This window comes from Streptomyces sp. NPDC057638 (assembly GCF_042800315.1).
Lineage (GTDB): Bacteria > Actinomycetota > Actinomycetes > Streptomycetales > Streptomycetaceae > Streptomyces.
In genome coordinates this window covers 34,474-58,761 of record NZ_JBHVHF010000014.1, presented here as the reverse complement: position 1 = coordinate 58,761, position 24,288 = coordinate 34,474, and the positions used below count along the sequence as shown (strand labels likewise).

Genomic DNA, 24,288 nt, shown 5'->3' with positions numbered 1-24,288 from the left:
GGGCAGCCTCAGCGCTGCCCCGCGCGTCCGGCGTCCGGCGGACCCGAACGCCGCGCCGCCGTCTCAGACCGGTCCGCGCGTCAGATCCGCGCGTCAGATCCGTACGGATCCCGCCGCCGACCGGGTGAGCCATGGCCGACTCCGGGCGGGCCGACGGTCTGGCGGTCTCCGGTCTGGTGGTCTCCGGTCGTCGGCGCCGCGTCGGCCGCGCCGGGCTTTCGCTCCGGCGCCTCCGGGCGCACCCGGCGGCAACGCCGCACGGCACACCGCACGATCGCGCCCCATAGCAAAAGGGGTGCGCTCCGCGCCAGGAAATGGCAGGTGTGGCGATTTCACAGCGCGCGGCGCCGCAGTGGTGGCAGTCTGCTGAACAGTAGATACGTTCAGCTACGCAGTCGGAGGTGCCGTTTTCGTGGCGTCCAACGTCAATCCCACCGTCAGGCGACGCCGATTGGGGCAGGAGCTGCGCCGGCTCCGGGAGTTGAAAGGCATGACGGCCGAAGAAGTGGCCGACCGGCTGCTGGTTTCGCAGTCGAAGATCAGCCGTCTGGAGAACGGACGGCGCTCGATCAGTCAGCGCGATGTCCGTGATCTGTGCGGCGTCTATGAAGTGGATGACCACCGGGTCGTGGACTCGCTGATGCAGATGGCCAAGGACTCCCGCCAGCAAGGATGGTGGCACGCCTTCGGCGACATCCCGTACAGCGTCTACATCGGTCTGGAGACCGATGCCGAGAGCCTGCGGATCTATGAGTCCCAGGTGATTCCGGGACTGCTCCAGACGCCCGCCTATGCGGAGGCCCTGATCTCCGGGGCGCTGCCGGAGAGCACCGACGCCGAGGTCGAGAAGCGCGTCACCGTACGGATGCGGCGGCAGTACCGGCTCAAGGAGAACGACCGGCCGCTGCGGCTCTGGGCCGTGATCGACGAGGCGGCGCTGCGCCGGGCGGTCGGCGGCAACGCCATCATGCGCGAGCAGCTCGAATATCTGGCCGAGATGGCCCAACTGCCTCATGTCACCGTGCAGGTGCTGCCGTTCGGCATGGGGGCGCATCCGGGGATCAACGGGCAGTACGCGATTCTGGAGTTCCCCGACACCGCCGACTCCAGCGTCGTCTATATCGAGGGCGTCACCAGCGATCTCTATCTGGAGAAGGCCAATGACGTCCACAAGTACACGGTCATGTACGAACATCTGCGCGCCCAGGGTCTGAATGTGGACCAGACGCGGGGATTCATCGAGGAGATCGCGAAACAGTACGCACAGTGAACGGGCGTCCCGCGGGACGGCTACGGCGGGCCGGGTGATTCCCGGACCCTTGCGCGGCGGGATACGGCGAACGTGCGAGGAGTCCGCGGAGACGGCGCCGAAGACGCAGGCGCGAATGTCCGGTAAACGGTGTGACGCGCGAGGCGGTCGCGGCAAAGGGGCGGCAAGGTACACCTTTCGCCATACGACACGGAAGAGCCTCAAGGCATAAGCCATCCGACCGAGTGAATGCCACCTTCAAGAAACGGTCATGGCGAGTAGCGTCGATCACATCACCGAGCACGTTGGCACCTGTGCCAACGCTCGATCCGCGCCGCGAAGGAGCGACCATGGCCATCATTCAGGGAGCCACGGACATGTGGACGAAATCCTCGTACTCCGGAGGGAACGGCGCCTGCGTGGAGGTGAGGTCACCCGATGTCCAGGAGATCGCGGTCCGCGACTCCAAGAACCCCGCCGGTCCCTCGATCGCGTTCCTCCCCGGCGTCTGGACCGCCTTCGTGAGCGAGGTCCGGCGCACGGCCGGGTAACGACCGCGCGGACGCTCCCGCGTCCCTGCCCGGCAGAGCCCTCTCGACTGGTCCGCCGTCCCGGCCGAGAGGGCTCGGGCATGTCCGCCCGGATCTCCGGTTCTCCGGCTTCTGCGGCTCTCCGGCCGCGCCTCCCCGCCGGTCTTGCCCTCGTGCCTGCTGAAGGTCCCGGTCCCGCCCTCGTACGCTCTGAGCGCCCCGGCGGCCGCCACGGCGCTCTCCGGGCGCCGGAAGGGCGGGGCCACTGACGAAAGTGCCCGCTCATCGTGGGTCGGGCCACGGGGGCCGGACAACGGGCCCGTAGGTCAAGAAGAGGCAAAATGGTTCTGCTTCCTGACCATGGTTCACATACTTGACCATCGGATGTCTTGACCCGCCCCCGGGAGGAGCGGTTCAATCCCCGCAGTCCCCGCTCCCGCACGGGGGCGCCGCTGATCGAACGGGCTTCGGACGAGCTGACGAGAGTGCTCCGGACGTTCACCAGGCGGACCCCAGGAGGGGGCACATGAACAGTCTCGACTGGACCGTGCTCATCGGCTACTTCGGCGTCATGGTCCTGATCGGCCTCTGGTCACACCGGCGCGTCGACAGTGTCAGCGACTTCTTCACCGCCGGCGGCAAGATGCCCTGGTGGCTCTCGGGCATCTCCCACCACATGTCCGGCTACAGCGCCGTGATGTTCACGGGCTACGCGGGCATCGCCTACACCTACGGCGTCACGTCCTTCGTCACCTGGTCGCTCCCCATCGCCATCGGCATCCTCATCGGCGCGAAGCTCTTCGCGCCCCGGCTGAACCGACTGCGTTCACGACTCCGTGTCGCCTCCCCGCTGGAGTATCTGAAGAACCGGTACAACCTGCGGACCCAGCAGGCGCTCGCCTGGTCCGGGGTGCTGCTGAAGATCGTCGACGTGGGCGCCAAGTGGGCCGCCATCGCCACTCTGCTCTCCGTCTTCACCGGGATCTCCCTCAACCAGGGCATCCTCATCACCGGTGTGATCACCGGCGTCTACTGCACGGTCGGCGGGCTCTGGGCCGACGCGCTCACCGAGCTGGGGCAGTTCGTCATCCAGCTCTTCGCCGGACTGGCGATGCTCCTCGCGGTCATGAACGAGCTGGACGGCTTCAGCACCCTGTGGACCGTCTGGGACGAACCCCGGCTCCAGGGCCACGGCGAGCCCACGGCCGGTCCCTTCACGGTGACCTTCCTGCTCGCGTACCTGTTCATCAAGACCTTCGAGTACAACGGCGGCATGTGGAACCAGGCGCAGCGCTATATGGCGACCGCGACGCCCCGGGAGGCCACCCGCTCGGCGCGGCTGTCGGCGTTCCTGTGGTTCTTCTGGCCGTTGGTGCTCTTCTTCCCGATGTGGTGCGCGCCGCTGCTGGTCGACCCCCGGAAGCCGGACGCCTCCGACGCGTACGCCCTGATGAGCGCAGAGCTCCTGCCGCACGGCCTGCTCGGGCTGGTCATCGTCGGGTTCTTCTCCCACACGATGGCCATGTGCTCCTCGGACGCCAACGCCATCGCCGCCGTCTTCACCCGGGACATCGCGCCCGCCCTGTCGAAGAAGGCGCGGGGCTGGAACGAGCGGGCCGGGCTGCTGGCGGCGCGGTGGTCGACCATCGCCTTCCTGGCGCTGTCGATGGCCATCGCGACCCAGGTCAACTCGCCCGCGTTCAAGGACATCATCACCGTGGTGATCAAGTGGGTGGCCGGTCTGATGGGGCCGATCGCGATCCCGTTCATGCTGGGGATGCTGCGGCCGTTCCGCAGGTCGGGCCCCACGGCGGCGCTGACCAGCTGGGCCGCCGGGCTGCTGGCCTTCTTCTTCCTCAACTACGAGCTGGACGGGACCGCCAGGACCGATGTCGCCCTCCAGTACCAGGTCTCGGTGCCGCTGGCGATCTCCCTGGTGCTGTACATCGTGATCGGGCTGATCAAGCCGGAGGACACCCCCGAGCGGGACGCGCTGATCGAGAAGATCAACGGGGACGGGGACGGGGAGGGCTCCCGGGGCGGTCGTACGGGTGGCGCGGTCGCCAGGGCGCCACGGCAGCGCGGGGCGCGGCGGGCGGCGCGGGGGGACCGGAGGTAGGGCGCTGGACCGGGGGGTCCGGGCCCGCCTTCCCGGGCAGGGGCGGGCGGGCCCGGGGCACGGCCGCTGTGGCCGGGCAGACGGGGCCCGGGGCACACCTGCTGGATCGGTGAGGCGGGCCAGGGGCACGGCTCGCGTGGCCGGTCAGGCGGAGTGGACGACGGTGATCCCCTCGGGGACGCGGAGCCGTTCCAGGAGATATCCCTCCGGGAGGACGAGGACGGTGAGCCGGGGAAAGGCGCTGAGCCACTCCAGAGGCCGTGTGATCATGCTGTGCCGGAGCCAGAGATGGGTGAGCCGCTCCGGGTCGGCGTGGGCGATCAGGTCCTCGGGCGTGCACCCCCGCCCGCGCTGGGCCCTGCCCACCTGGAGCCGGTTGTAGCGGCCCATTTCCCGCAGGACGCGCAGATGCTCCGCGTTGTGGGCGGTGAAGTAGAGGTCCCTGATATCGAGATGGGCCAGGATCTCCGCCGCGTACGGGCGGGTGTCGAAGCGGTGCCAGGACCAGGCGAGCTGGCGGCGGACCATCAGATCGGGATGGTGGCGGAACCGGGTCAGCAGGGCGAGGGCCGCGTCACCGCCGATATGCACGGCGGTGATGACGACGTTCAGCGCCTGGTCCCGGCTGAGTCCGTCCGGGCCGGGCAGCAGGCCCAGCACCCGTGGTCCGCCGAAGTCGCCGAGCGTGATCGCGAAGTGCTTGTCGCGGGGCGGGACCAGCGGGGCGAGGAGGTCCAGTACCCGTCGGCGGGTCCCGGGCGCTATCTCCGTCGCGTGCTCCAGACAGCTCGCCGCCAGCAGCACCCCGCGGAGCTGTCGCTGGTGCGCCGCCGGGATGACGGGGTCGACCCCCTGGTTCATCAAGCACGCCAGGTCCGTGGCGTCGACGCCGCCGACCAGCCCCGCCAGGATCCGCTCCCGCTCCGCCGGGCGGCCCAGGGCCACCGCCATCCGTACGACGTCCTCCCACTGGTCGTGGTGCGCGTGGTCCAGCAGAAGCGGGAAGTCGCCCTCCTCCACGATGGCCTTGGCGCCCAGATAGTCCTGGAAGGTGCGGTGGACGAAGTCGACCCGTCCCACGGCGGGTTCGCGCACCAGGCCCGAACGTTCGAGGAGATGGCGCAGCACCCGGTCGGGGGCGGCGGTGACATGCGCCATCGAGACCAGGGCCCGCTCGATCTGGGTCAGGGCGTCGGCGCGCTCCATCTCGGCCCGGTCATTGCGGATCAGCCAGTGAGCGAGCTTCTGGAGGAGCAGGATCTGGGTCTCGGAGGAGAGCCGCAGATCGGGTTCGCCCCAGACACCGCGTTCGACGTCGCGGCGCTCCAGCAGCATCCGCAGAGCGGCCTCGTAGAGGTCCTTCCGGCCGTGCGGGAGAAAGCCACGGCGCTCGCGGTGCAGGGCGCAGAGCAGCCCGCACATCAGCGGGTTGTCGGCGAGGCGGCCCAGGTCGGAGCTGGTGCGTACGGCGTCGAGGAGGGCGGTGACGAGCGCCGGGTCGGCATCGGCCGCGCGGTGCCAGCGCGCCACGAAGTGGGTCACGTCCTGGCGGGACATCGGCGCGAGCGTCAGCTCGTGGAAGCCCTCGGCGGCCAGCCAGTGCTCCTCGACGGCGGACGGCCGGGCGGTGACCAGCCAGAGGTTGCCGGGGAACTCGGCCAGCAGTTCGCGCAGCCAGCGGCGGGTCTCGTCCCGTTCGCGCCGGGGGATCTCGTCGATACCGTCGATGAGCAGCAGCGCGCGGCCCGCGCGCAGCACCCGGTCGGCCCAGCCGTCGGGCTGCGCCCCGGCGACCGCGCTGCGGACCGTGTGGAGGAAGGCGTCGGGGGTGGGCGGGGCCCCGTCCCGTATGACCCGGCGCAGCGGCAGTACGAAGGGGACCCGGCCGATCAGCGGGGTCAGCTGGTCGGTGAGTTCGGCGTACTCCTGGCGGGCGGTGGTGACGGCCAGCCACTGGACCAGGGTGGTCTTGCCGGAGCCCGCGCCGCCGCGCAGCAGGACCCGGTCCCGGCCGGAGAGGACCTGTTCGGCGGGGAGTGTGCTCTGGTCGGCGGGGATGTTCGGGCGGGACTCGTCGGCGGGGAGAGGTGCGGGGCGCTGGTGGGTGGCCTCCAGCGATACGTAGGCCGAGTCGAGGCACCATTCACGGGCGTGGTTGAGGTCGAGGCCGTAGATGGTCAGCTCGCTGTGCTTACGGGCGATGTGCTCGGCGTACCGCCGCTCGAACCGGGCGTCCTCGGCGGGCTGACGCGGTATCCGCTCCAGCAGCAGATCGGTGGTGGCCACCAGCTGGTCGAGGAGCCGGGTCTGCTCGGTGAGGGTGCGGGCGACGAAGGTGGAGCGCTGGGTGAAGAAGGTCAGGATGTGCAGACAGGCGGTGTGCAGCAGCGGGTCGTAGCGGGCCTCGGCGGCGGCCGAGAGATGGCGGGGACGGGCGAGGGCCGCCGCCAGGGCCCCGGGACCCAGGCGTACGGCCTGGACATCGTCCATGTCGAGGTCGCCGAGGCTGTGGAGGGCGGCCGTCAGCGCGTCGGTCAGCTCACGGCGCACCTCGGGGTCCGGGGCCTCGTGCGGGCCGAGCGCGGCCGCCGCGCGGGCGACCAGTTCGGCGGCGAGGGCGCGCAGTCCGCGTTCGTCGAGCGTGCGCCGCTCGCCCCGGAAGGAGACCAGGCCGCCGATGCGTACCGGACGCTCCACCAGGGCCGCGCCGGGCTCGCCCCGCACGAACAACTTCCTGACCAGCGGCGCGACGGCGCTGGACGCGAGCCGGGCGGCGAGGGTGGTGGTCGGGTCCACGAGGTGCTCCGGGGCTGCGGCGGGGTGGGCGTAGCTCTGTTGTAGTCGATGATTGTTGTCGTCGATGATCTGTTGTCGTCGGTGATCTGTTGTCGTCGGTGATTGTTGTCGTCGACGGCGGCGCGGGGCGGGGCCACCCGGGCAGGCGGCGGGCGGGACCCGGCACGCGGATGACGCCCGCCCGGGGGCGGCGGGATCCCGGGCACCGGCTGGCGCTTCCCGGACCTCGGATCGCCTCACGCGCGGGGGTAGCGCGCCAGCCAGCCCGGGGCGGAGGCCGTAGGGCCGTGGAGGGCGGGGCCCTGGGTCATCTCCATCGCGAAGTCGTCGCAGAGCTCCAGGATGGTGGCGCGTCCCTCCAGTTCGCAGAGCCAGGCCGGGGGGAGTGCGGTCTCGCCGTGGAGGGCGCCGAGCAGGGCGCCGGTGACCGTGGCGGTGGTGGCGGAGGGGCCGTCGTGGTTGACGGCCAGCCGCAGCCCGTGGCGTATGTCCTGTCCGGCGAGCGCGCAGTAGACGGCGACGGAGAGGGTCTCCTCCGCGTGCCAGTCCCCGGCGAGCGCGGAGACCCGGCCGGCGTCGGGAGCCCCCGTACGCGCCGTGTGCAGGGCCCGGCCGAGGGCGTCGCTCACGGGCTGGTGGCCGGGGCGGGCGGCCAGCGCGCCCAGGGCCGCGCGCACGGCGTCGTCGAGGCCCTCACCGCGCGCCACCGCGTGGACGATGACCGCGAGCGCCCCCGCCGACAGATACGCGGTGGGGTGGCCGTGGGTCTGTGCCGCGCACTCCAGGGCCAGCTGGCACACCAGCGCGGGCTCCCAGCCCACCAGCAGCCCGAACGGGGCGGAGCGCGCGAGGGCTCCGGAGTCCCGCGCACCAGGGTTCTTGGGGTTCTCCAGCGTGCCCATGACGGTGTCGCCGAGGCCGAGGAGGTTGGTGCGCTGGGGGTCGCGGCGGGCGTAGAGCCACTCCTGGCGGGCGAGCCAGCCGTCGTCCGCGCGGCGCTCGTCGGGGCCCCAGTCGCGCTGGGTGGTGGCCCAGCGCAGATAGGCGCGGTGGACGTCGGTGGGCGGATGCCAGGCGCCGGTGTCCCGGCGGACCTGGGCGCGGATCAGACCGTCCACCGTGAAGAGAGTGAGCTGGGTGGCCGCGGTGACGGCGCCCCGGCGGCCGTGCGCGGGTACGAGGTCGGTGAGCCCCTCCGGGCCGTGCGCCGTGCGTATCTGCGCCAGGGTGAGCGCGGTGACCCCGGCGCCGAGGGCGTCACCGAGGGCACCGCCGAGCATCGATCCGCGCACCCGGGCGCGGAAGTCCTGTTGCTCGGCGCGTCCCCAGACGGCCGTGGCTGCTGCGCTCACCGCGTGCCCCTCCCTGGACATGGAGCTGACCTCAACCTCTGTCCTGATCCGAACCCGCTGCCCGGTCCGCGTGCGCGCATGCCCGTGTGACCCTCGTGTGCCGTCCCTCCGCCGGAGTGTGGCCATGTCCATGGCCAGGGACCCCCTGCCGGGGCAGCACTGTAATCGAACGGGGAATGTGTCCATCCGCCGCGTGTCGGACAATCGCGCCCCATCGCGGTCCGGTTCGGCCCGTTGGTGTGTGGTGGGGCAGGTGCGGGGTGGGTGGGTGCGCGAGGGCGGGACGGGTGCCCGGCGGGGAGCGGGCTCGGTCAGGGGGTGGTGTGCGGCGCGGGTCGTGCTCTCGGGGCACGTGAGCTCAGCGGGATCCATCAGGAGCGCCCGGTCGGGAGCGGGTCGATATCTGGTGGCGCAGTTCGCGGGCGGCGTCCTCGCGACCCAGGTCGTCCAGCCGCTGTGCGTCGGCGAGGGCCGCCTCCGGCTGGCCCAGGCCCAGCAGGATCAGCCCCCGGGCCTGGTAGGCCCAGACGCAGCCCGGGTCCACGGCCACGAGGGAGTCGAGGATGTCCAGCGCCTCCGCCGTACGCCCCAGGCCCTCCATCGCCCAGGCCCGGCCGACCTCGGCGAACCGGTGGTCCGGCGCGTGGGTGAGGGCCTCCTCGTAGTCCGCGAGCGCCTCCGCGTACCGCTCGGCGAGCAGATGGGCGTTGCCGCGCTGGGTCAGGGCCCACTCCTTGGCGTCGTCGACCTCCACCAGACGGTCGAGGTCGGCGAAGTGGGCGCGCTCGTCGCCGCGTTCCCGGTGGAGTTCGGAGCGGCGCAGCAGGGCCCAGGAGTAGTGCGGGCGTATCTCCAGGGCACGGTCGAGGTCGGCCAGCGCCTCGGGGGTCCGGCCCAGCGCGTGGTGGGCCATGGCGCGGCTGCCGAGCGCCCAGGAGTAGTCGGGCCGGAGCGCCAGCGCGCGGTCGTAGCGGTCGATGGCCTCCTCGTGGCGGCCGAGGCGGCGCAGCAGTTCCCCGTGTTCCGCGATGGCCCAGGAGTCGTGGGGGTCCAGGTCGTAGAGGCGGTCGAGGTCGGCGAGGGCCTGGTCGTGGTCGTGGCGGGCGCGGTGGACCTGGGCGCGGCGCAGCAGGGCCCAGCGGTAGCGCGGATCGAGGGCGAGGGCCTGGTCGAGGTCGGCGAGGGCCTCCTCGTCACGGCCCAGGGCGTGGTGGGAGTGGCCCCGGCTGGCGAGGGCCCGCTGGAGGGTCGGGTCGAGGGTGAGGGCGCGGGTGAAGTGGGGCAGGGCCGCCGCGTACTCCCCGAGGAGGCGGCGGGCCTCCCCCAGGCCGTGGTGGGCGGGGGCGTGGTCGGGGTCGAGACCGGCGGCGCGGCCGAAGTCGGCGAGCGCGCGCCCGGGTTCCCCGCCGCTGATGTGGGCATGGCCGCGCACCACGTAGGCGGTGACGCGGGTGGTGTCGTCCAGCTCGGCGCGGCGCAGGATCAGGCCGAGCAGTTCGATCCCGCCGTGGCCCTCGTCCGCCAGGGCGGCGCGGCAGCGGTCACCGAAGGAGATGAGCGCGGCGTTGTCGGCGGCGGCGCCCGCGTCGGCCACGGCACGGGCCCAGAGGCGGGCCGCTCCCGCCGTGCCCGTCGCACACGCCTCGACACCCCGGCTCAGCGCCGGGGCGAGGGCGGCGGCGGGGCGGGCGCAGAGCCGGTGGTAGATCTCCTCGATCCGTGGTTCGCGCCAGCTCTCCTGGGACCAGGCGTCGGACGGGTCGAGCCCCTCACCCGCGCGGGTGCTCCACCCGGCGAACGCGTCCGCGAGCCGGGTGTGGGCGGCGGCCCAGCGCTGGGGGGAGTTGTTGCGCAGCAGCCGGAGCATGGGGTCGCGGACCACGTCGTGGTAGAGCGTGCGGCCGCCCCGGTCACTGACGAACGGGAGCGTGCGCACCCAGCCGAAGAGTTCGGCGGTCTCGGGGCCCCCGGCCGCCGCGCGGAAGATGTCCTCGTTGAGCCGGCGGGGCAGGGCGCCGTCGAGGGCGGCGGCGCGGCGGACGGGGTCCGACTCCCATCGGAGGAAACGTTCGACGGCGGTGGCGCTGGGGTCGTCCACCCCGCCGGGGCGGCCCGCGTTCTCGGCGAGGGTGGAGACGAGGACGGGCAGCCGGCCGGAGAGCCGCAGCACGTCCCGGACCACCTCCTCGTCCACCACGCGTTTGGCGGTGAGGAGCCGGCGGGCCTCCTCCTCGGTGAAGGGTGCCAGCCGCAGCTCGGTCACCAGTTCCGCGTAGTCGCCCCAGACATGGGGGTCGAGGGGGCGCTGGCCGGAGGTGGTGACGATCAGATGGCCGGGGACCGGCCCGTACCGCCCGGTCATCAGGAGGTCGCGGAGCCAGGGGTCGAGGAAGGGGCCGGTGCGTTCGTAGGTGTCGAGGAAGAGGGCGATCCAGGGCGCCTGGGCGGCGACGCGCTCCAGTTCGGCGACGAACACCGGGGTGAGCACGCGCACCGGGTCGAGGACGAGCTGGACGTCCTCCGGTTTGCCGAACCGTCTGCTGAGCGCGTTTCTCATGGAGTCGGTGGCCGCGGCGATCCGGGCGGGGTCCATGGCTCCCGCGACCGCTCCCCCGCCGGGCAGCAGCCCGAGGGCGACCAGCCCGGCGGTGGTGGCGAGGGTGGCACCGGTGCTCGGCTCCTCCGGCCCGCTCTGTTCCTCCGCGAGGACGGCCGACTCGGCCTCGTGGCGGCGCTGGCGGTAGGTGGCCAGCATCCGCTCCAGCGCCTTGAGGGTGATGCCCTGTCCGGCGAACTGGGCGGCGACCTCCTCCAGCGTCTCCGGCACCCCGGTCACCGACTCGTCGACCGTCACCGCGAGGGCGCGCCGTTCCCGGGCGGTGTGGGCGAGCCGTCGCACCAGCGACGACTTGCCCACCCCCGCCGCGCCATGGATATGGAAGACGAAGCGGTGCCCGGGGTCCTCGGGCGAGGTGTCCAGGTTGGCGCCGAAGAGCGCCAGCTCGGCACGGCGGCCGACGAACCCGGCTAACTGCCGCTCCCGCAGCAGCTCCTGCATCGATCGCGCCATGGCACTCTCCCTCCGGACCGGTGCCCTACTCCGTGACCAGCGGCAGCAGCTCGGGCAGCTGGCCGTCCGACTCCCGGGCGGTGCGCTGCCGTTCCTCGGGTACCTCGCCGTAGAGCGTGGTGCGGGCGCGGGCGGGGCGGCCCGCCAGCTCGGCGATGGCGACGAGGTCCTTGATGGAGCGGTACGAGCCGTAGCGCGAGCCCGCCATCCGGGAGATGGTCTCCTCCATCAGTGTGCCGCCGAGGTCGTTGGCGCCGGAGCGGAGCATCTCGGCGGCGCCCTCGGCGCCGAGCTTGACCCAGCTGGTCTGGATGTTGGTGATGTGCGGGTGGAGCAGGAGGCGGGCCATGGCCGTCACCGCGCGGTTGTCCCGGACGGTGGGGCCGGGACGGGCGATCCCGGCGAGATAGACCGGCGCGTTGGTGTGGATGAACGGCAGGGTCACGAACTCGGTGAATCCGCCCGTCTCCTGCTGGATGCGCGCCAGCGTACGGAAGTGACCCAGCCAGTGGCGGGGCTGGTCCACATGCCCGTACATCATCGTGGACGAGGTGCGCAGACCGAGCTGGTGGGCGGTGGTGATGACCTCGATCCAGGTCGCCGCGGGCAGCTTGCCCTTGGTGAGGATCCAGCGGACCTCGTCGTCGAGGATCTCGGCGGCGGTGCCGGGCAGGGAGTCGAGCCCCGCCTCCCGGGCGGCGGTGAGCCATTCGCGGATCGACATCCCGGTGCGGGAGGCGCCGTTGACGACCTCCATGGGTGAGAAGGCGTGCACATGGATGCCGGGTACCCGCTCCTTGACGGCACGCGCGATGTCGAAGTACGCCGTGCCGGGCAGATCGGGGTGGATGCCGCCCTGCATGCACACCTCGACCGCGCCGACCTCCCATGCCTGCGCGGCGCGGTCGGCGACCTGGTCCAGGGAGAGGGTGTAGGCGTCGGCGTCGGTACGGCGCTGGGCGAAGGCACAGAAACGGCAGCCGGTGTAGCAGACATTGGTGAAGTTGATGTTGCGCGTGACGACATAGGTGACGTCGTCGCCGACGACGGACTTGCGCAGGTCGTCGGCGATGCCGGTGAGGGCGTCGAGGGCGGGCCCGTCGGCGTGCAGCAGGGCGAGCGCCTCGTCGTCGCTGAGCCGGGTGGGGTCGGCGGCGGCCTGCCGCAGCGCCTGCCGGACGTCGGTGTCGATCCTGGAGGGCGCCATACCGGGGGCGGCGGCCTCCCGCAGCGCCTCCCAGTCGCCGTAGACATGGTCGAAGTCCTCCCGGCGGTCCCCGGTGCGGCCCTCGGTGTCGATGGTGCGGTGCAGATCGGTGCGGCCGCTGGCGCCGAAGGACTCGTCGGGCTCCTGCCAGGGCAGGCCCTGGGGCAGGGCGCCGGGCCGGGCCAGTCCGGTCTCCGGGTCGGCCAGCGCCCGGACATGGGGCAGCAGCCTCGGGTCGAGCCAGGGTTCGCCGCGCTGGACGAACTCCGGGTAGACGCAGAGCCGCTCCTCCAGCCGGAACCCCGCCTCGGCCGACCGCTCGGCCAGGACGTCGATCTGGGGCCAGGGCCGCTCGGGATTGACATGGTCGGGCGTCAGCGGGGAGACGCCGCCCCAGTCGTCGACCCCCGCGGCGATCAGCCGCCCGTACTCCGCGTCCACCAGGTTGGGCGGCGCCTGGAGGCAGGCGGAGGGGCCCATGATGTGCCGGGCGACGGCGACGGTGGCGACCAGCTCGTCCAGCTCGGCGTCGGGCATGGCGCGCATCGCCGTGTCCGGCTTGGCGCGGAAGTTCTGCAGGATCAGCTCCTGGATGCCGTGATAGGCGCGCGCCACACGGCGCAGCGCGAACAGGGACTCGGCGCGCTCCTCATAGGTCTCGCCGATGCCGATCAGCAGTCCGCTGGTGAACGGGACGGAGCTGCGCCCGGCGTCCTCCAGCACCCGCAGCCGCACGGCCGGTTCCTTGTCCGGGGAGCCGTAGTGCGGACCGCCGGGCTCGCTCCACAGCCGGGTCGCGGTGGTCTCCAGCATCATGCCCATGGAGGGGGCGACGGGCTTGAGCCGCTGGAAGTCGGTCCAGGTCATCACGCCGGGATTGAGATGGGGCAGCAGGCCCGTCTCCTCCAGGATCCGGATCGCCATCGCCCGCACATACGCGATGGTGTCGTCATAGCCCTCGGCGGCGAGCCACTCGCGCGCCTCGGGCCAGCGGTCCTCCGGCTTGTCCCCGAGGGTGATCAGCGCCTCTTTGCAGCCCATCTCGGCGCCGCGCCGGGCGATGGCGAGGACCTCGTCGGGCGACATGAACATCCCGTGTCCGGCGCGGCGGAGCTTGCCGGGGACCGTCGCGAAGGTGCAGTAATGGCAGGTGTCCCGGCACAGACGGGTGAGCGGGATGAAGACGCTCTTGGAGTAGGTGATGACGCCAGGGCGGCCCGCGGCGGCCAGACCGGCGTCCCGCACCCGGGCGGCCGAGGCGCACAGATCCTCCAGGTCGGCGCCGCGTGCCCGCAGCAGGACGGCGGCCTCGGTGACGTCGAGGGCCACGCCATCCCGGGCCCGCTTGAGGGCGCGGCGCATGGCGTTCTCGGTCGGGCGGGCGGACGTGTGATCGGTCATGGAGCCGAGCATACGAGCTGATCCAGTCGGCCCTCACAGCCTGTGGATAACCCGCCATGACCAACCGGCCACGACGGTCGGGCGATGGCCGGAGTGCTGTGACCCCTTACGGAGAAACGTTTCAGCTGTGCGCGTCGAAGCCGTTGCCATGACGGGACGTGGAAGGGGCCGCACCGCGCCGGGTTCCCCCATGACCCCGGGCACCCCGCCCGATATCTCCGCACTCATTCACCCCATGTGGCGCTCTTCACCATTCTTTGCACCCCTCTGTCCTTCCGCTGAGCCCGGCCCTCGTCCCGCGAGAGGCCGGCCGTCGCTCTCTCCTTCAGTCTCTTCGTACCGCGTTCACACATCACGCGGCCGGAGGGGCGCCCACGGCGGGACGGCTGAGCGCGGACACCCTGGGAGACAGGGGTCCCGATCGCCGGGCGCCGGATCCGTTGCTTTCGAAAAATGCCACATGACAGCATGCGAACCATGGGTAACGACGGGGGCGGAACGGCGGATCACGAGCGGCCGGTGCGGCTGGCGGACCTCACGGGCGGGAACGGATCCGCGGCGGATTCCGCGCCGCCGGGAACCCCAGCGGGATCCGGCCTGTCAGACGACCGGCTCGCCGCCGCACGGGGCCGGTTCGCCGCCCTCCTCACGGAGTTCCGCCGTACGCCGGTGCTCGTGCCGATCGATCCGTACGGCAGTCTGTGGACCGCCCAGCACGGCGGGATCCGCTGGATCTGCGCCTTCTCCGGCGAGGTGGCGCTCGCCCGCTTCGCTTACGCACAGGGGGACGCGGAGCGCGAGTGGGCGTACGAGACGTTCCTCGGCGCGCGGCTGCTGGATGTGATCGCGCCCGCGTTCGGCGGACCCACGGGCGTGGCGCTGGACGCGGGCAGCGAGGGCGGGATGCTCTTCCCGCCGCTGGCGGGGATCGTGCCGGACGCGGCGGCGGCCGACGGGGGCGAGCCCGAGTAGACAGCCGCGCCGTCGGCCCGCGGCCTCACCGGCCACGCGCCCCCAGGGCGGCGCCCACGCCGGGCACCCGTCACCAGGGATCGGAACCGCGCGTTCGTCCGGCCGCGCAACGGGTCAGGCGTCAGCCCTCGCCAGAGCGTCACTCCACGGACGTCGTCGCCCGCGCGTCACCCCCAGGATGTCGCCACCGGAGCGTCACCCCCAGGACGTCGCCACCGGAGCGTCACCCCCAGGACGTCGACCTGGCCGGCGCGGAGATCGGCGGGGTGCCAAGAACGCCGCCCTCCGTCCAGGGCGCGGCCTCTGGTGGTACGGAGGGTACGGAGAGTGCGGGCGGCGGTCACCCACGGGGGACGGGCACCCAGACGGTGTGCCCACCCGTCGCCCATGGGGGCGCCGCCGCCCCGTCCTCCCCGGCGGAGGGCGAGGGCCCGCCACGCCTCGCGCACCCCCGCGGGGAGCACCACCCGCTACCAGGGCGCGCGGAACGCCGCCCCGCCGGGCGGGCGGAGCACCGCTCCACCGCCTACTCCGCCGGGCTCCACTCCGCCACCAGGGGGGCGAGGTCGTCCAGTGTCCGCAGCGCCGCCTCGCCCTCGGTCGGCAGGCTCACCACCACTTCCGTCACCCCCAGCCGCGCGTAGTGCTCCAGCTTCCCTGGTGTCGGGTTGACCGCGTACGGCACGACCTGGGGCGCCGTGGAACCGCGTCCGGCCGCCTCCCAGGCCGCGCGCAGGGCGGTGAGGGAGGCGGCGAGGCCGGAGCCGCCGATGGGGAGCCAGCCGTCGGCGTGGGCGGCGATGTCGGCGAAGAGACGCGGGCCCGCGCCGCCGCCGAAGAGGACGCGCGGGGCGCCGTTGACCGGCTTGGGATGCGCGTAGGAGGCGCGTACGGAGCCGAACGCGCCGTCGTAGGCGGTGGGTTCGGGCGCCCAGAGGGCGCGCATCAGCTGGAGGCTGTCGGCGACCTGGGCGCGCCGGGTGGCCCAGCGCACGCCGTGGTCCTCGGCCTCCTCGCGGTTCCAGCCGTGCCCGACGCCGAGGGTGAGACGGCCGCCGGAGAGGTGGTCGAGGGTGGCGACGCGCTTGGCCAGGTCGACGGGGTCGTGCTGGGCGACGAGGGTGACGCCCGTGCCGAGGGCGATCCGCTCGGTGACCGCCGCCGCTTGGGCGAGCGCGACGAAGGGGTCCAGGAGGCGCCCGTACTCCGGCGGCAGCGCGCCGCCGCCGGGAAAGGGGCTCGACCGCTCCACCGGGATATGGCTGTGCTCGGGGAGGTACAGGCCCGCGAAGCCACGGTCCTCAAGCTCCCGCGCCAACCGCACCGGCGTGATGGTCTCGTCCGTCAGGAAGATGGTCGTGGAGATGCGCATGGGGCTTCCTCCGCAGGGGAGCGCGTCGGCGCGTACGAATGGGACCCGTTCCGGGTGCGGGCGCTGAGGCTCGCGGCAGCGGCACGAGAGGTGCGGCACAGGGAAACGTACGCGGCGCCACAGGACACGACAACGTCATCAGAACGCCATCTTGGCCAACCTTCTCCCTTGCGGCGCGGTCAACGGGCCAGTACCAGGGTCAGGACGGACGCGCGCGCCGCGTCCCGCACCGGTACCCCGTCACCATGGCACCGCCCGGCGCGTGTTCCCGCTCCCCCCTCCCTCGTTACGGGAGCCGGGGCCGCGTCTCGCTCCGCCCGCTCGCCGTACCGGCCCCGCGCGCCACCGTACGACCGCGGGACGGGCCCGCGGGCCGTGGGAGTGCGGGACCGCAGGAGTGCACGACGGCAGGACCGCCACACCACCGCAGGGCCGTAACCGCAACCACCGCACCGCCAGACGACCGCCACGACCGCCACGGCACCGCCGTACGACCACCGCGCCACCACGACCACCGCGTCACCACGGCCCCCTCCCGGCGCGCGCCCGCGGGCCCCCGGCGGCCGTCCCGGCGGCGCGCCACCGAGCCATCCAGCCAGCCATCGAGGAGTCACTCCCATGAGCAACGAGGCCGCTTCCGCCATCCCCCGCCGTGGACTGCTCGCGACCGGAGCCGCCGCCGCGATGACACTGGGAGGCGTGAGCTTCGCGAACGCGGCACCGCGCGACAGCGGCGAGGTCACCAGAGTGGTGACCGGCACCCTGCCTCCGGGCGCGCCGGACTACGTCTATCTCCCCGTGGAGGTCCCGCGCGGGGTGCGCGAGATACACGTCTCCTATAGCTACGAGCGGCCCGCCGTCCCCGTCGGCACGCTGGGCAACGCACTGGACATCGGGATCTTCGACGAGCGCGGCACGGACCTCGGGGGTGAGGGGTTCCGGGGCTGGTCGGGGGGCGCGCGCTCGGAGTTCTTCGTCCGCGCGGACGACGCCACGCCCGGCTATGTCCCCGGCCCCGTGTCGGAGGGGACCTGGCACATCGTCCTGGGCCCGTACACCGTGGCGCCCCAAGGGCTCGGCTACGCGGTGACCGTGACCCTCCGGTTCGGCGAGTCCGGCGAGACGCCCGAGCCCGTCTACCCGCCGGAGCGCGCGCGGGGGCGCGGGCGCGCCTGGTACCGGGGTGACTGCCATCTGCACTCCTGGTACTCCGACGGACGGCGCACCCCCGCCGAGATCGGCGCGCTGGCCCGCGCGGCCGGGCTGGACTTCATCAACACCTCCGAACACAACACCCATGCGGCGCATCCGCACTGGGCGGCCGTCGCGGGCCCGGACCTGCTGGTGCTGACCGGGGAGGAGATCACCACGCGCAACGGGCACGTGGTCGCGCTGGGAACGGACCCGGGCACGTTCGTGGACTGGCGCTACCGGGCCGGGGAGAACCGGTTCGGCCGGTTCGCGCGGGAGATCCGGCGCGCCGGGGGCCTGGTCGTGCCCGCCCATCCGCACGCCACCTGTCTGGGCTGCAACTGGAAGTTCGGCCTCGGCGAGGCGGACGTCGTGGAGGTCTGGAACGGCTCCTGGGGCACCGACGACGAGGTCGCGGTCCAGGCGTGGGACGCGACGCTGGCCCGGGGCGGCTGGATCCCCGCGATGGGCAGCAGCGACACCCACCGCCACCCCGACCCCGTCGGCACCCCGCAGACCGTCGTCCTCGCCGAGACACTGAGCCGTGCGGCGATCCTGGAGGGCCTGCGCCGGGGCCGCAGCTACGTCGCCGAGTCCCGGGCCGTCACGCTCGCGCTCACGGCCTCGGACGGCCGCGGCCGGACCCGTGGCATGGGCGGGCGCCTCACCGTGGACGCCGACACGCCCGTGACGGTACGCGCGGAGGTCTCGGGGGCGCCGGGGACGGTGCTGCGGCTGCTGACGGACCAGGGTGTGGTGCGTACGGAGGCGGTGGGCGCGACCGGGCACGCGGTGGCGACCTGGGCGACGACGCCGCAGAACGCGGCGTACACCCGGGTGGAGGTGCGGCGGGCGGGCGCGATGGTCGCGCTGAGCAACCCGGTCTTCCTGCGGCCTGGAGAGTCCTGACCCACGGAGGCGCCGACCCACGGCAGCCGTGACCCGCGAGAAGCGTGGAAGCCGTGATCCGCGAACGTCCTGGTCCACGCGGACCCCGGCCCGGGAGGCTCTGATCCGCGAACGTCCTGGTCCACGGAGGCTCTGGCCCGGGAGGCCCTGATCCGCGAGCCTCCTGGTCCACGGACGCTCTGGCCCGGGAGGCCCTGGCCCGGGACGTCCTGGTCCACGGACGCTCCGGCCCGGGACGCCAGGGGCCGTTCCACCGCCGGGGACCGGGTCCGGTGCGGACGCGGTCCCCGGCTGGTGCCCGGCGGGGCCTCGCGGGGCCCCCACAGCCCCACAGGGCCCCACCGGGCCTCGAAGGGGCCCACGCGGAGGCTGGCAGCCCCCCAGGACCCCTGAGGTCAGTCGGCGAGGGTGAGCGAGGGGGTCTCGCGGGTGAGGACCTCGCCCCGGAAGAAGGCGGGGCTGCGGCGCCCCATCACCAGCATGATCACCAGGCCGAGCCCCAGCAGCCCCACGCCGATGGCGAAGACGGAGCCGACGCCGAAGACGGCGGAGCCGCTGCCGTAGGCCGGGTCCCACATGTCGTACAGCGTCTTGCCGAAGACGGCGGCCAGCAGCAGTCCGCCCACCACCGGGAAGACGCCCTTGAAGAGCAGGTCACGCCCGGAGCGGGTCAGCTCGCGGCGGAAGTACCAGGCGCAGGCGAGCGCCGTCAGCGAGTAGTAGAAGCAGATCATCAGGCCGAGCGCGTAGATCGTGTCGACCAGGACGTTCTCGCTGACCAGGGTCATCACCGTGTAGAAGACGCCGGTCGCGATACCCGCGACCACGGTGGCGCGTCCGGGGGTCTTGAAGCGGGGGTGGACCCGGGCGTACGAGGGCGGAAGGGCCTCGTACGTCGACATCGCCAGCACCGTGCGCGCCACCGGGATGAACGTGGTCTGGAGGCTCGCGGCGGCCGAGGCGAGCACGGCGACGAAGAGGAGGACTCCCAGGCCGGGGCCCATGACCGGCCCGGCGAGGGCGGCGAAGACGTTGTCCGAGGTCTCCGGGTTGGCCAGGCCGAGGCCCTTGTCGCCGGAGCCGACGGCCATCTGCGCGGCGATGCCGGTGGCGAGATAGGCGCCGACGAGGACGACCATCGCGACCAGGGCGGCGCGTCCGGGGGTCCTGTCGCTGCCGGTGGTCTCCTCGTTGGCGGCGAGCGAGGCGTCCCAGCCCCAGTACATGAAGATCGAGAGCGACAGGCCCGCGGTGAAGGCCGCGAAGGACTCCACGGCGAACGGGTTCAGCCACTCCGCCGAGAAGGAGAGCGAGGTGTCGAAGGAGTCCGCCTTGCCCAGCGCCATGGCGACGAAGATCCCCAGCACCAGGAGCTGGAGGCCGACGAGGGCGTACTGGACGCCCTTGGTGGCGGTCATGCCCCGGTAGCTGATCGCGGTGGCGGCGGCGATCAGGACGAGGACGGTCAGGATGTGGACGGCCTTGTTGTCGTCGAGGGCGGCGATGGACTCGCTGCCGGTGATCTCCCCGGCGAGCAGCCAGAAGAACGAGGTGGCCACGCCCGCGAGGTTGGAGAGCACGATGATCGTGGCGATCACCAGCCCCCAGCCGCACATCCAGCCGAGCCGGGGGCCGAACGCCTTCACGGTCCAGGTGAAGGAGGTGCCGCAGTCCGGCATGACCCGGTTGAGCTCACGGTAGGCGAAGGCCACCAGGAGCATCGGCAGAAAGCCCGCGAGGAAGATCGCGGGCATCTGGAGCCCGACCTCGCCCGCGGTGGAGCCGAGGGTGGAGGTCAGGCAGTAGACCGGGGCGACGGTGGAGATGCCGATGACCGCGCTGCCCGTGAGCCCGACGGAGTTCCCGCCCAGCCCCTTGGCGCGTACGGCGCGGGACGGACGGACACCGCCGTCGGGGGCGCCCCGGCCCGCGTCTCCGGCCTGCGGCCGCATATCCACCTGAGTCATGAACAGGACGTTAAATGCTGCGGTTTCCACATCTAGCGGGAAAGCTGCCGATTGCCGGACCTTGGATTCCACAAGAAGAAACGGAAAATCCCTGCGCATGTAAACCTACGATGGATTCCGGGCGCTTGTTACAAGGGATGCCGCCCTTTCCAGCAGGTGCGATAACCGCAGCGGAGCCCGTTTTGCCCCATTTCAAAATTTCCCGACGCCGTCGTCGGACCCGATGGGCCCGGCCCGCCGCACCCTCGTCACCGACCGGCACCCGGCCCGCCGCCGTACCCGGTACGCGCGGCGGTACGGGGGTGAGCGGTACGCGGCGGACTGACACCGCCGCGCGCCCGCGCGTACGCCCCCACCGAGCGTCCCTCCCGCACGGCGCGCGGCCAGCACCGCACAACCCCGGCCCCCCGTACCGCACGCCCCCCTGCCCCGCGCCCAGACACGCGCCACCGCCCGCGACGCCCCCAGAGGACGCGCCCCGCGCCCGCTATCCCGCCCACACCACCGCCTGGGTCTCGCTGTAGGCGCGCAGGGCGTACGCACCCACATCACGCCCCACCCCGCTCATCTTGAAGCCGCCGAACGGCGCCTCCATGTTCCGGCCGACCGTGTTGACGCCCACTCCGCCCGAGCGCAGCGCGGCGGCGACCCGGAAGGCGCGCGCGGAGTCCCGCGACCAGACATAGCTCATCAGCCCGTAGTCGCTGTCGTTGGCGAGCGCCACGGCCTCCTCCTCGTCGTCACAGACCAGGACGGCCACCACCGGGCCGAAGATCTCCTCCCGGACGATCCGCATCCCGCTCCCGCACCCCGTGAAGAGCGTGGGCGCCACATAGAAGCCGCGTTCCAGACCCGGCCGCTCCCCACCCGCCACCAGGGTCGCGCCCTCCGCGCGTCCCAGCTCCACATAGGACTCGACCCGCTCCCGGTGGGCGGCGGAGATCACCGGCCCCACGACGGTTCCCGGCACGGCGGGATCGCCGACCGGCAGCCGCCGCAGATAGGCGGTGAGCCGCGCGACGAGGTCGTCGTGGACGGCGCGCTGGACGATGACCCGGGTCGGTGCCGTACAGATCTGGCCGCTGTAGAAGGAGAAGGTCGTCCCGATGCCCCGGACCGCCGCGTCCAGGTCCGCGTCCTCGAAGACGAGGGCCGCGCCCTTGCCGCCCAGCTCCATCAGCTGGCGCCGCATCGCCCGGCCGCAGACCCCGCCGATCCGCCGGCCGACCGCCGTCGAACCGGTGAAGCTGACCATGTCCACGTCCGGGCAGTCGACGGCGGCCTCGCCCACGGCGGGCGAGGAGCCGCTCACCACATTGACCACCCCCGGCGGAACGCCCGCCTCCGAGAGCGCCTCGGCCATCCGGTAGACGGAGAGCGGATCCTGCGGCGCGGGCTTGACGACCACGGTGTTGCCCATGGCGAGCGCGGGGGCCACCTTGCCCGCCGCGTTGGCCCACGGGTTGTTGTACGAGGTCACACAGGTGACCACACCCACCGGGCGGCGCACGGCCAGCGCGCCGAGCAGGGCGCCCCACCCCATCGGCCCGGCGGCGGTGAGCTGCGGCGGCAGCGGCTCCTCCACGGACTCCAGCGCACCGCGCGCGTACCGGCGGAACCGGGCCGCCGCGACACCCACGTGCAGGGCCCGCGCCGTCGCGGTCGTCGCGCCGCTCTCGGCCCGCGCCAGCGCGGTGTACGGATCGGCCCGGCGCTCGATGACATCGGCCGCCGCGTCGAGGATCCGGGCGCGTTCCTCGGGCCGGGTGCGCGACCAGGCGGGGAACGCCGCACGGGCGGCGGCCGCGGCGGCGTACACCTGCTCGCGGCCGGCCTCGGGCGCCAGCCCGACAGGCCGTTCGGTCGCGGGGTCGATCACCTCGTAGTGGCCACCGTCGGGTTCGGTCCACTCGCCGCCGATGAGCAGGGACTGCGGGTCCATCGTCCGCGCACCACCTCGCGCTCGTCCCGCGCTCATGCCGCGCGCCCCTCGCGGGGGCGGCGGACGCGGGAGCCGGAAGAAGGGTTCACAAGGCATCCAGGGACGGAAGGAGACCACCCCTCGGAAGCCATCAGGGCACGGAGGCGACCCGGACTCGAAAGCCACGCGGGCGGGGAAGCGGTCCGGACGAGGGAGCGGCCCCGGCATGGACGCAGTCCAGACGCGACCACGACCGGGTCACGCGCATCACCGGGTCGCGGCACCCTGGCCGCCCGGACCCGGACCCGGACCCGGACCCGGAACCAGGCGGCCACGGACGGGAACCGTGTCATCGCGTGGCCACCGGGCCCGCTCACCGTGTGGCCACCGGGCCCGCTCACTCCATGAACCTCGCGCCCGCTCACCGTGTGGACACCGTCCTCGTGTCGCGGCCCGAGCGGAGCACACGCCCCGGCACCGCGCCCGTCGCCACGTCGTCCCGCAGCGTCTCCACCCCGTTCACCCGCACGGACACCACCCCCACCGCCTTGGCGTCCAGCCGTGGGCTCTCCCCCGGCAGGTCGTACACCAGCGTCGCCGCGCCCGCGTCGATCCGCTCCGGGTCGAAGAGCACCAGGTCCGCGTGGTGACCGGGGCGGATCCGCCCCCGCTCCCGCAGCCCGAAGAGCCGCGCGGGATCGTCGGTGAGCATCCGGACGGCCTCCTCCAGGGGCACCAGCCGACGCCCCCGCAGACAGTCGCCCAGGAAGCGTGTGGTGTAGGGCGCGCCGCACATGCGGTCGAGGTGGGCGCCCGCGTCGGAGCCGCCGAGGAGGACGTCCTCGTGGCGCCAGGTGCGCCGGCGCAGTTCCCAGGAGGCGGGGTCGTTGTCGCGGGGCATCGGCCACAGCACGGTCCGCAGCCCGTCGTCGGCGCAGATCTCCACCAGGCAGTGGAAGGGCTCCTGACCGCGCTCGGCGGCGATGCCGGAGACCACGCGCCCCTTCAGGCCCTCGTTCGCGGCACTGTAGGTGTCGCCGATGACATAGCGGCCGAAGTCGGCGAGGCGCCGGAAGATCCCGGCCTCCTCGGAGGAGGCGCGTCGCAGCATCTCCGTACGGACGGCGGGGTCGCGCAGCCGGGCGATCCGCTCCGGCACGGGCAGCGCCAGGATCTCGCCCCAGCCGGGCAGCAGGTTGAGCGCGCAGAAGGTGCCGAGGGACATGTTCATGGGCGTGAGGATCGGCATGGTGAGCGCGACGACCCGGCCCCCGGCCGCCCGGGCCCGCGCGCCGGCCTGGAGCTGGCGGGGGACGCGGGTCGGCTCGGCGGCGTCGATGGTGAGGACGTTCCAGTTGAGCGGGCGGCCCGCGACGGCGGACATCCGGGCCAGCAGGTCGATCTCCGCGTCGCCGAACCGGTCCAGACAGCCCGCGAGGATCGCCTCCAGCTGGGTGCCCTCGTGCTCGCCGACGGCACGGCACAGGGCGAGCAGTTCCTCGGGGCGGGCGTGCCGGGAGGCGACGGGCCGCCCGTCGCCGTCGGCGTGGGTGGTGGACTGGGTGGTGGACAGTCCCCAGGCGCCCGCCGCCATGGCGTCGTGCAGGAGGTCGACCATGCGCCGCAGTTGCCCGGGGGTGGGCTGGCCGCCGACGGCGTCCTCGCCCATGACGTACCGCCGCAGGGCGCAGTGGCCCACCATGAATCCGGCGTTGACGGCGATCCGCCCCTCCAGGGCGTCGAGGTACTCCCCGAAGGAATGCCAGTTCCAGGGCGCGCCCTCCTCCAGCGCGACCAGGGACATGCCCTCCACCCGGGCCATCATCCGCCGGGTGTAGTCGGCGTCCTGGGGGCGCTCGGGGTTGAGCGGGGCGAGGGTGAAGCCGCAGTTGCCCCCGGCGACGGTGGTGACGCCGTGGTTCATCGAGGGCGTGGCGTAGGGGTCCCAGAAGAGCTGGGCGTCGTAGTGGGTGTGCGGATCGACGAACCCGGGCGCCAGCACCAGCCCGTCGGCGTCCTCGCTCGTCGCCGCGGACTCCCCGACACCACCGGGCGGCCCGATGACGGCGATCCGCCCGCCCGTGATCCCGACGTCGGCCACGCGGGCGGGCGCTCCCGTGCCGTCCACGACGGTCGCCGAGCGGATGAGGTGGTCGAGCATGGTGTTCCCTTCCCTGTCTCCTGGTGGCGCGACACCCAGACACACACAGACACACACAGACGTCCCGGCAT

Annotated in this window: 13 protein-coding genes; 5 read left to right on the top strand and 8 right to left on the bottom strand. The window is 72.9% G+C overall.

Annotation, left to right across the window (positions count from 1 at the left end; all coding sequences use genetic code 11):
• Positions 1-412: 412 nt before the first annotated feature.
• The 3 genes from ACFVIM_RS03765 to ACFVIM_RS03755 all read left to right on the top strand — a co-directional run bounded on the left by ACFVIM_RS03765 (position 413) and on the right by ACFVIM_RS03755 (position 3,898).
• Positions 413-1,270, top strand: a complete 858-nt coding sequence (locus ACFVIM_RS03765) for a helix-turn-helix domain-containing protein (protein WP_384297943.1) — start codon at positions 413-415, stop codon at positions 1,268-1,270.
• 329 nt (positions 1,271-1,599) lie between these two features.
• A complete protein-coding gene (locus ACFVIM_RS03760) occupies positions 1,600-1,800 on the top strand; it encodes a DUF397 domain-containing protein (RefSeq protein WP_384297940.1) in 201 nt (66 codons plus the stop codon).
• A 505-nt stretch (positions 1,801-2,305) separates the two neighbouring features.
• Entirely contained in the window at positions 2,306-3,898 is a 1,593-nt protein-coding gene (locus ACFVIM_RS03755; protein ID WP_384297938.1) for a sodium:solute symporter family protein, read from the top strand.
• 144 nt (positions 3,899-4,042) lie between these two features.
• Here ACFVIM_RS03755 and ACFVIM_RS03750 read toward each other — a convergent pair whose 3' ends face one another.
• The 4 genes from ACFVIM_RS03750 to ACFVIM_RS03735 form a co-directional block, all read right to left on the bottom strand.
• Positions 4,043-6,694: an NACHT domain-containing protein gene (locus ACFVIM_RS03750; protein WP_384297936.1), complete on the bottom strand. Its 2,652-nt coding sequence runs from the start codon at positions 6,692-6,694 to the stop codon at positions 4,043-4,045.
• A gap of 236 nt (positions 6,695-6,930) precedes the next feature.
• Entirely contained in the window at positions 6,931-8,046 is a 1,116-nt protein-coding gene (locus ACFVIM_RS03745; protein ID WP_384297933.1) for an ADP-ribosylglycohydrolase family protein, read from the bottom strand.
• A 358-nt stretch (positions 8,047-8,404) separates the two neighbouring features.
• A complete protein-coding gene (locus tag ACFVIM_RS03740; protein WP_384297930.1) occupies positions 8,405-11,116 on the bottom strand; it encodes a tetratricopeptide repeat protein in 2,712 nt (903 codons plus the stop codon).
• 25 nt (positions 11,117-11,141) lie between these two features.
• Positions 11,142-13,724, bottom strand: coding sequence for a bifunctional FO biosynthesis protein CofGH (locus tag ACFVIM_RS03735; protein WP_384297927.1), 2,583 nt, complete (start codon positions 13,722-13,724; stop codon positions 11,142-11,144).
• Between the two features lie 477 nt (positions 13,725-14,201).
• Here ACFVIM_RS03735 and ACFVIM_RS03730 point away from each other — a divergent pair, with 477 nt between their 5' ends.
• Positions 14,202-14,696 (top strand): SseB family protein, encoded by a 495-nt coding sequence (locus ACFVIM_RS03730; protein ID WP_384297924.1) that lies wholly within the window; start codon positions 14,202-14,204, stop codon positions 14,694-14,696.
• A gap of 526 nt (positions 14,697-15,222) precedes the next feature.
• Here the strand turns inward: ACFVIM_RS03730 and ACFVIM_RS03725 are convergent.
• Positions 15,223-16,068, bottom strand: a complete 846-nt coding sequence (locus tag ACFVIM_RS03725; protein ID WP_384297922.1) for a TIGR03619 family F420-dependent LLM class oxidoreductase — start codon at positions 16,066-16,068, stop codon at positions 15,223-15,225.
• Between the two features lie 618 nt (positions 16,069-16,686).
• Here ACFVIM_RS03725 and ACFVIM_RS03720 point away from each other — a divergent pair.
• On the top strand, positions 16,687-18,168 hold the full coding sequence (locus ACFVIM_RS03720) for a CehA/McbA family metallohydrolase (protein ID WP_384297920.1): 1,482 nt from the start codon (positions 16,687-16,689) through the stop codon (positions 18,166-18,168).
• Between the two features lie 395 nt (positions 18,169-18,563).
• Here ACFVIM_RS03720 and ACFVIM_RS03715 read toward each other — a convergent pair whose 3' ends face one another.
• The 3 genes from ACFVIM_RS03715 to ACFVIM_RS03705 form a co-directional block, all read right to left on the bottom strand.
• The gene (locus ACFVIM_RS03715; protein WP_384297917.1) at positions 18,564-20,135 is read right to left on the bottom strand and encodes an APC family permease; all 1,572 of its coding nucleotides are present in this window, start codon (positions 20,133-20,135) and stop codon (positions 18,564-18,566) included.
• Positions 20,136-20,622: 487 nt separating this feature from the next.
• A complete protein-coding gene (locus tag ACFVIM_RS03710) occupies positions 20,623-22,077 on the bottom strand; it encodes an aldehyde dehydrogenase family protein (RefSeq protein ID WP_384297914.1) in 1,455 nt (484 codons plus the stop codon).
• Between the two features lie 400 nt (positions 22,078-22,477).
• On the bottom strand, positions 22,478-24,217 hold the full coding sequence (locus ACFVIM_RS03705) for an amidohydrolase family protein (protein WP_384297911.1): 1,740 nt from the start codon (positions 24,215-24,217) through the stop codon (positions 22,478-22,480).
• Positions 24,218-24,288 lie beyond the last annotated feature (71 nt).

Excerpts from the sequence above, each read along its gene's own strand:
- ACFVIM_RS03720 (WP_384297920.1), top strand. The coding sequence starts at position 16,687 with ATGAGCAACGAGGCCGCTTCCGCCATCCCCCGCCGTGGACTGCTCGCG.
- ACFVIM_RS03735 (WP_384297927.1), bottom strand. The coding sequence starts at position 13,724 with ATGACCGATCACACGTCCGCCCGCCCGACCGAGAACGCCATGCGCCGC.
- ACFVIM_RS03705 (WP_384297911.1), bottom strand. The coding sequence starts at position 24,217 with ATGCTCGACCACCTCATCCGCTCGGCGACCGTCGTGGACGGCACGGGA.
- ACFVIM_RS03730 (WP_384297924.1), top strand. The coding sequence starts at position 14,202 with ATGGGTAACGACGGGGGCGGAACGGCGGATCACGAGCGGCCGGTGCGG.
- ACFVIM_RS03715 (WP_384297917.1), bottom strand. The coding sequence starts at position 20,135 with ATGACTCAGGTGGATATGCGGCCGCAGGCCGGAGACGCGGGCCGGGGC.
- ACFVIM_RS03760 (WP_384297940.1), top strand. The coding sequence starts at position 1,600 with ATGGCCATCATTCAGGGAGCCACGGACATGTGGACGAAATCCTCGTAC.
- ACFVIM_RS03740 (WP_384297930.1), bottom strand. The coding sequence starts at position 11,116 with ATGGCGCGATCGATGCAGGAGCTGCTGCGGGAGCGGCAGTTAGCCGGG.
- ACFVIM_RS03725 (WP_384297922.1), bottom strand. The coding sequence starts at position 16,068 with ATGCGCATCTCCACGACCATCTTCCTGACGGACGAGACCATCACGCCG.
- ACFVIM_RS03755 (WP_384297938.1), top strand. The coding sequence starts at position 2,306 with ATGAACAGTCTCGACTGGACCGTGCTCATCGGCTACTTCGGCGTCATG.
- ACFVIM_RS03710 (WP_384297914.1), bottom strand. The coding sequence starts at position 22,077 with ATGGACCCGCAGTCCCTGCTCATCGGCGGCGAGTGGACCGAACCCGAC.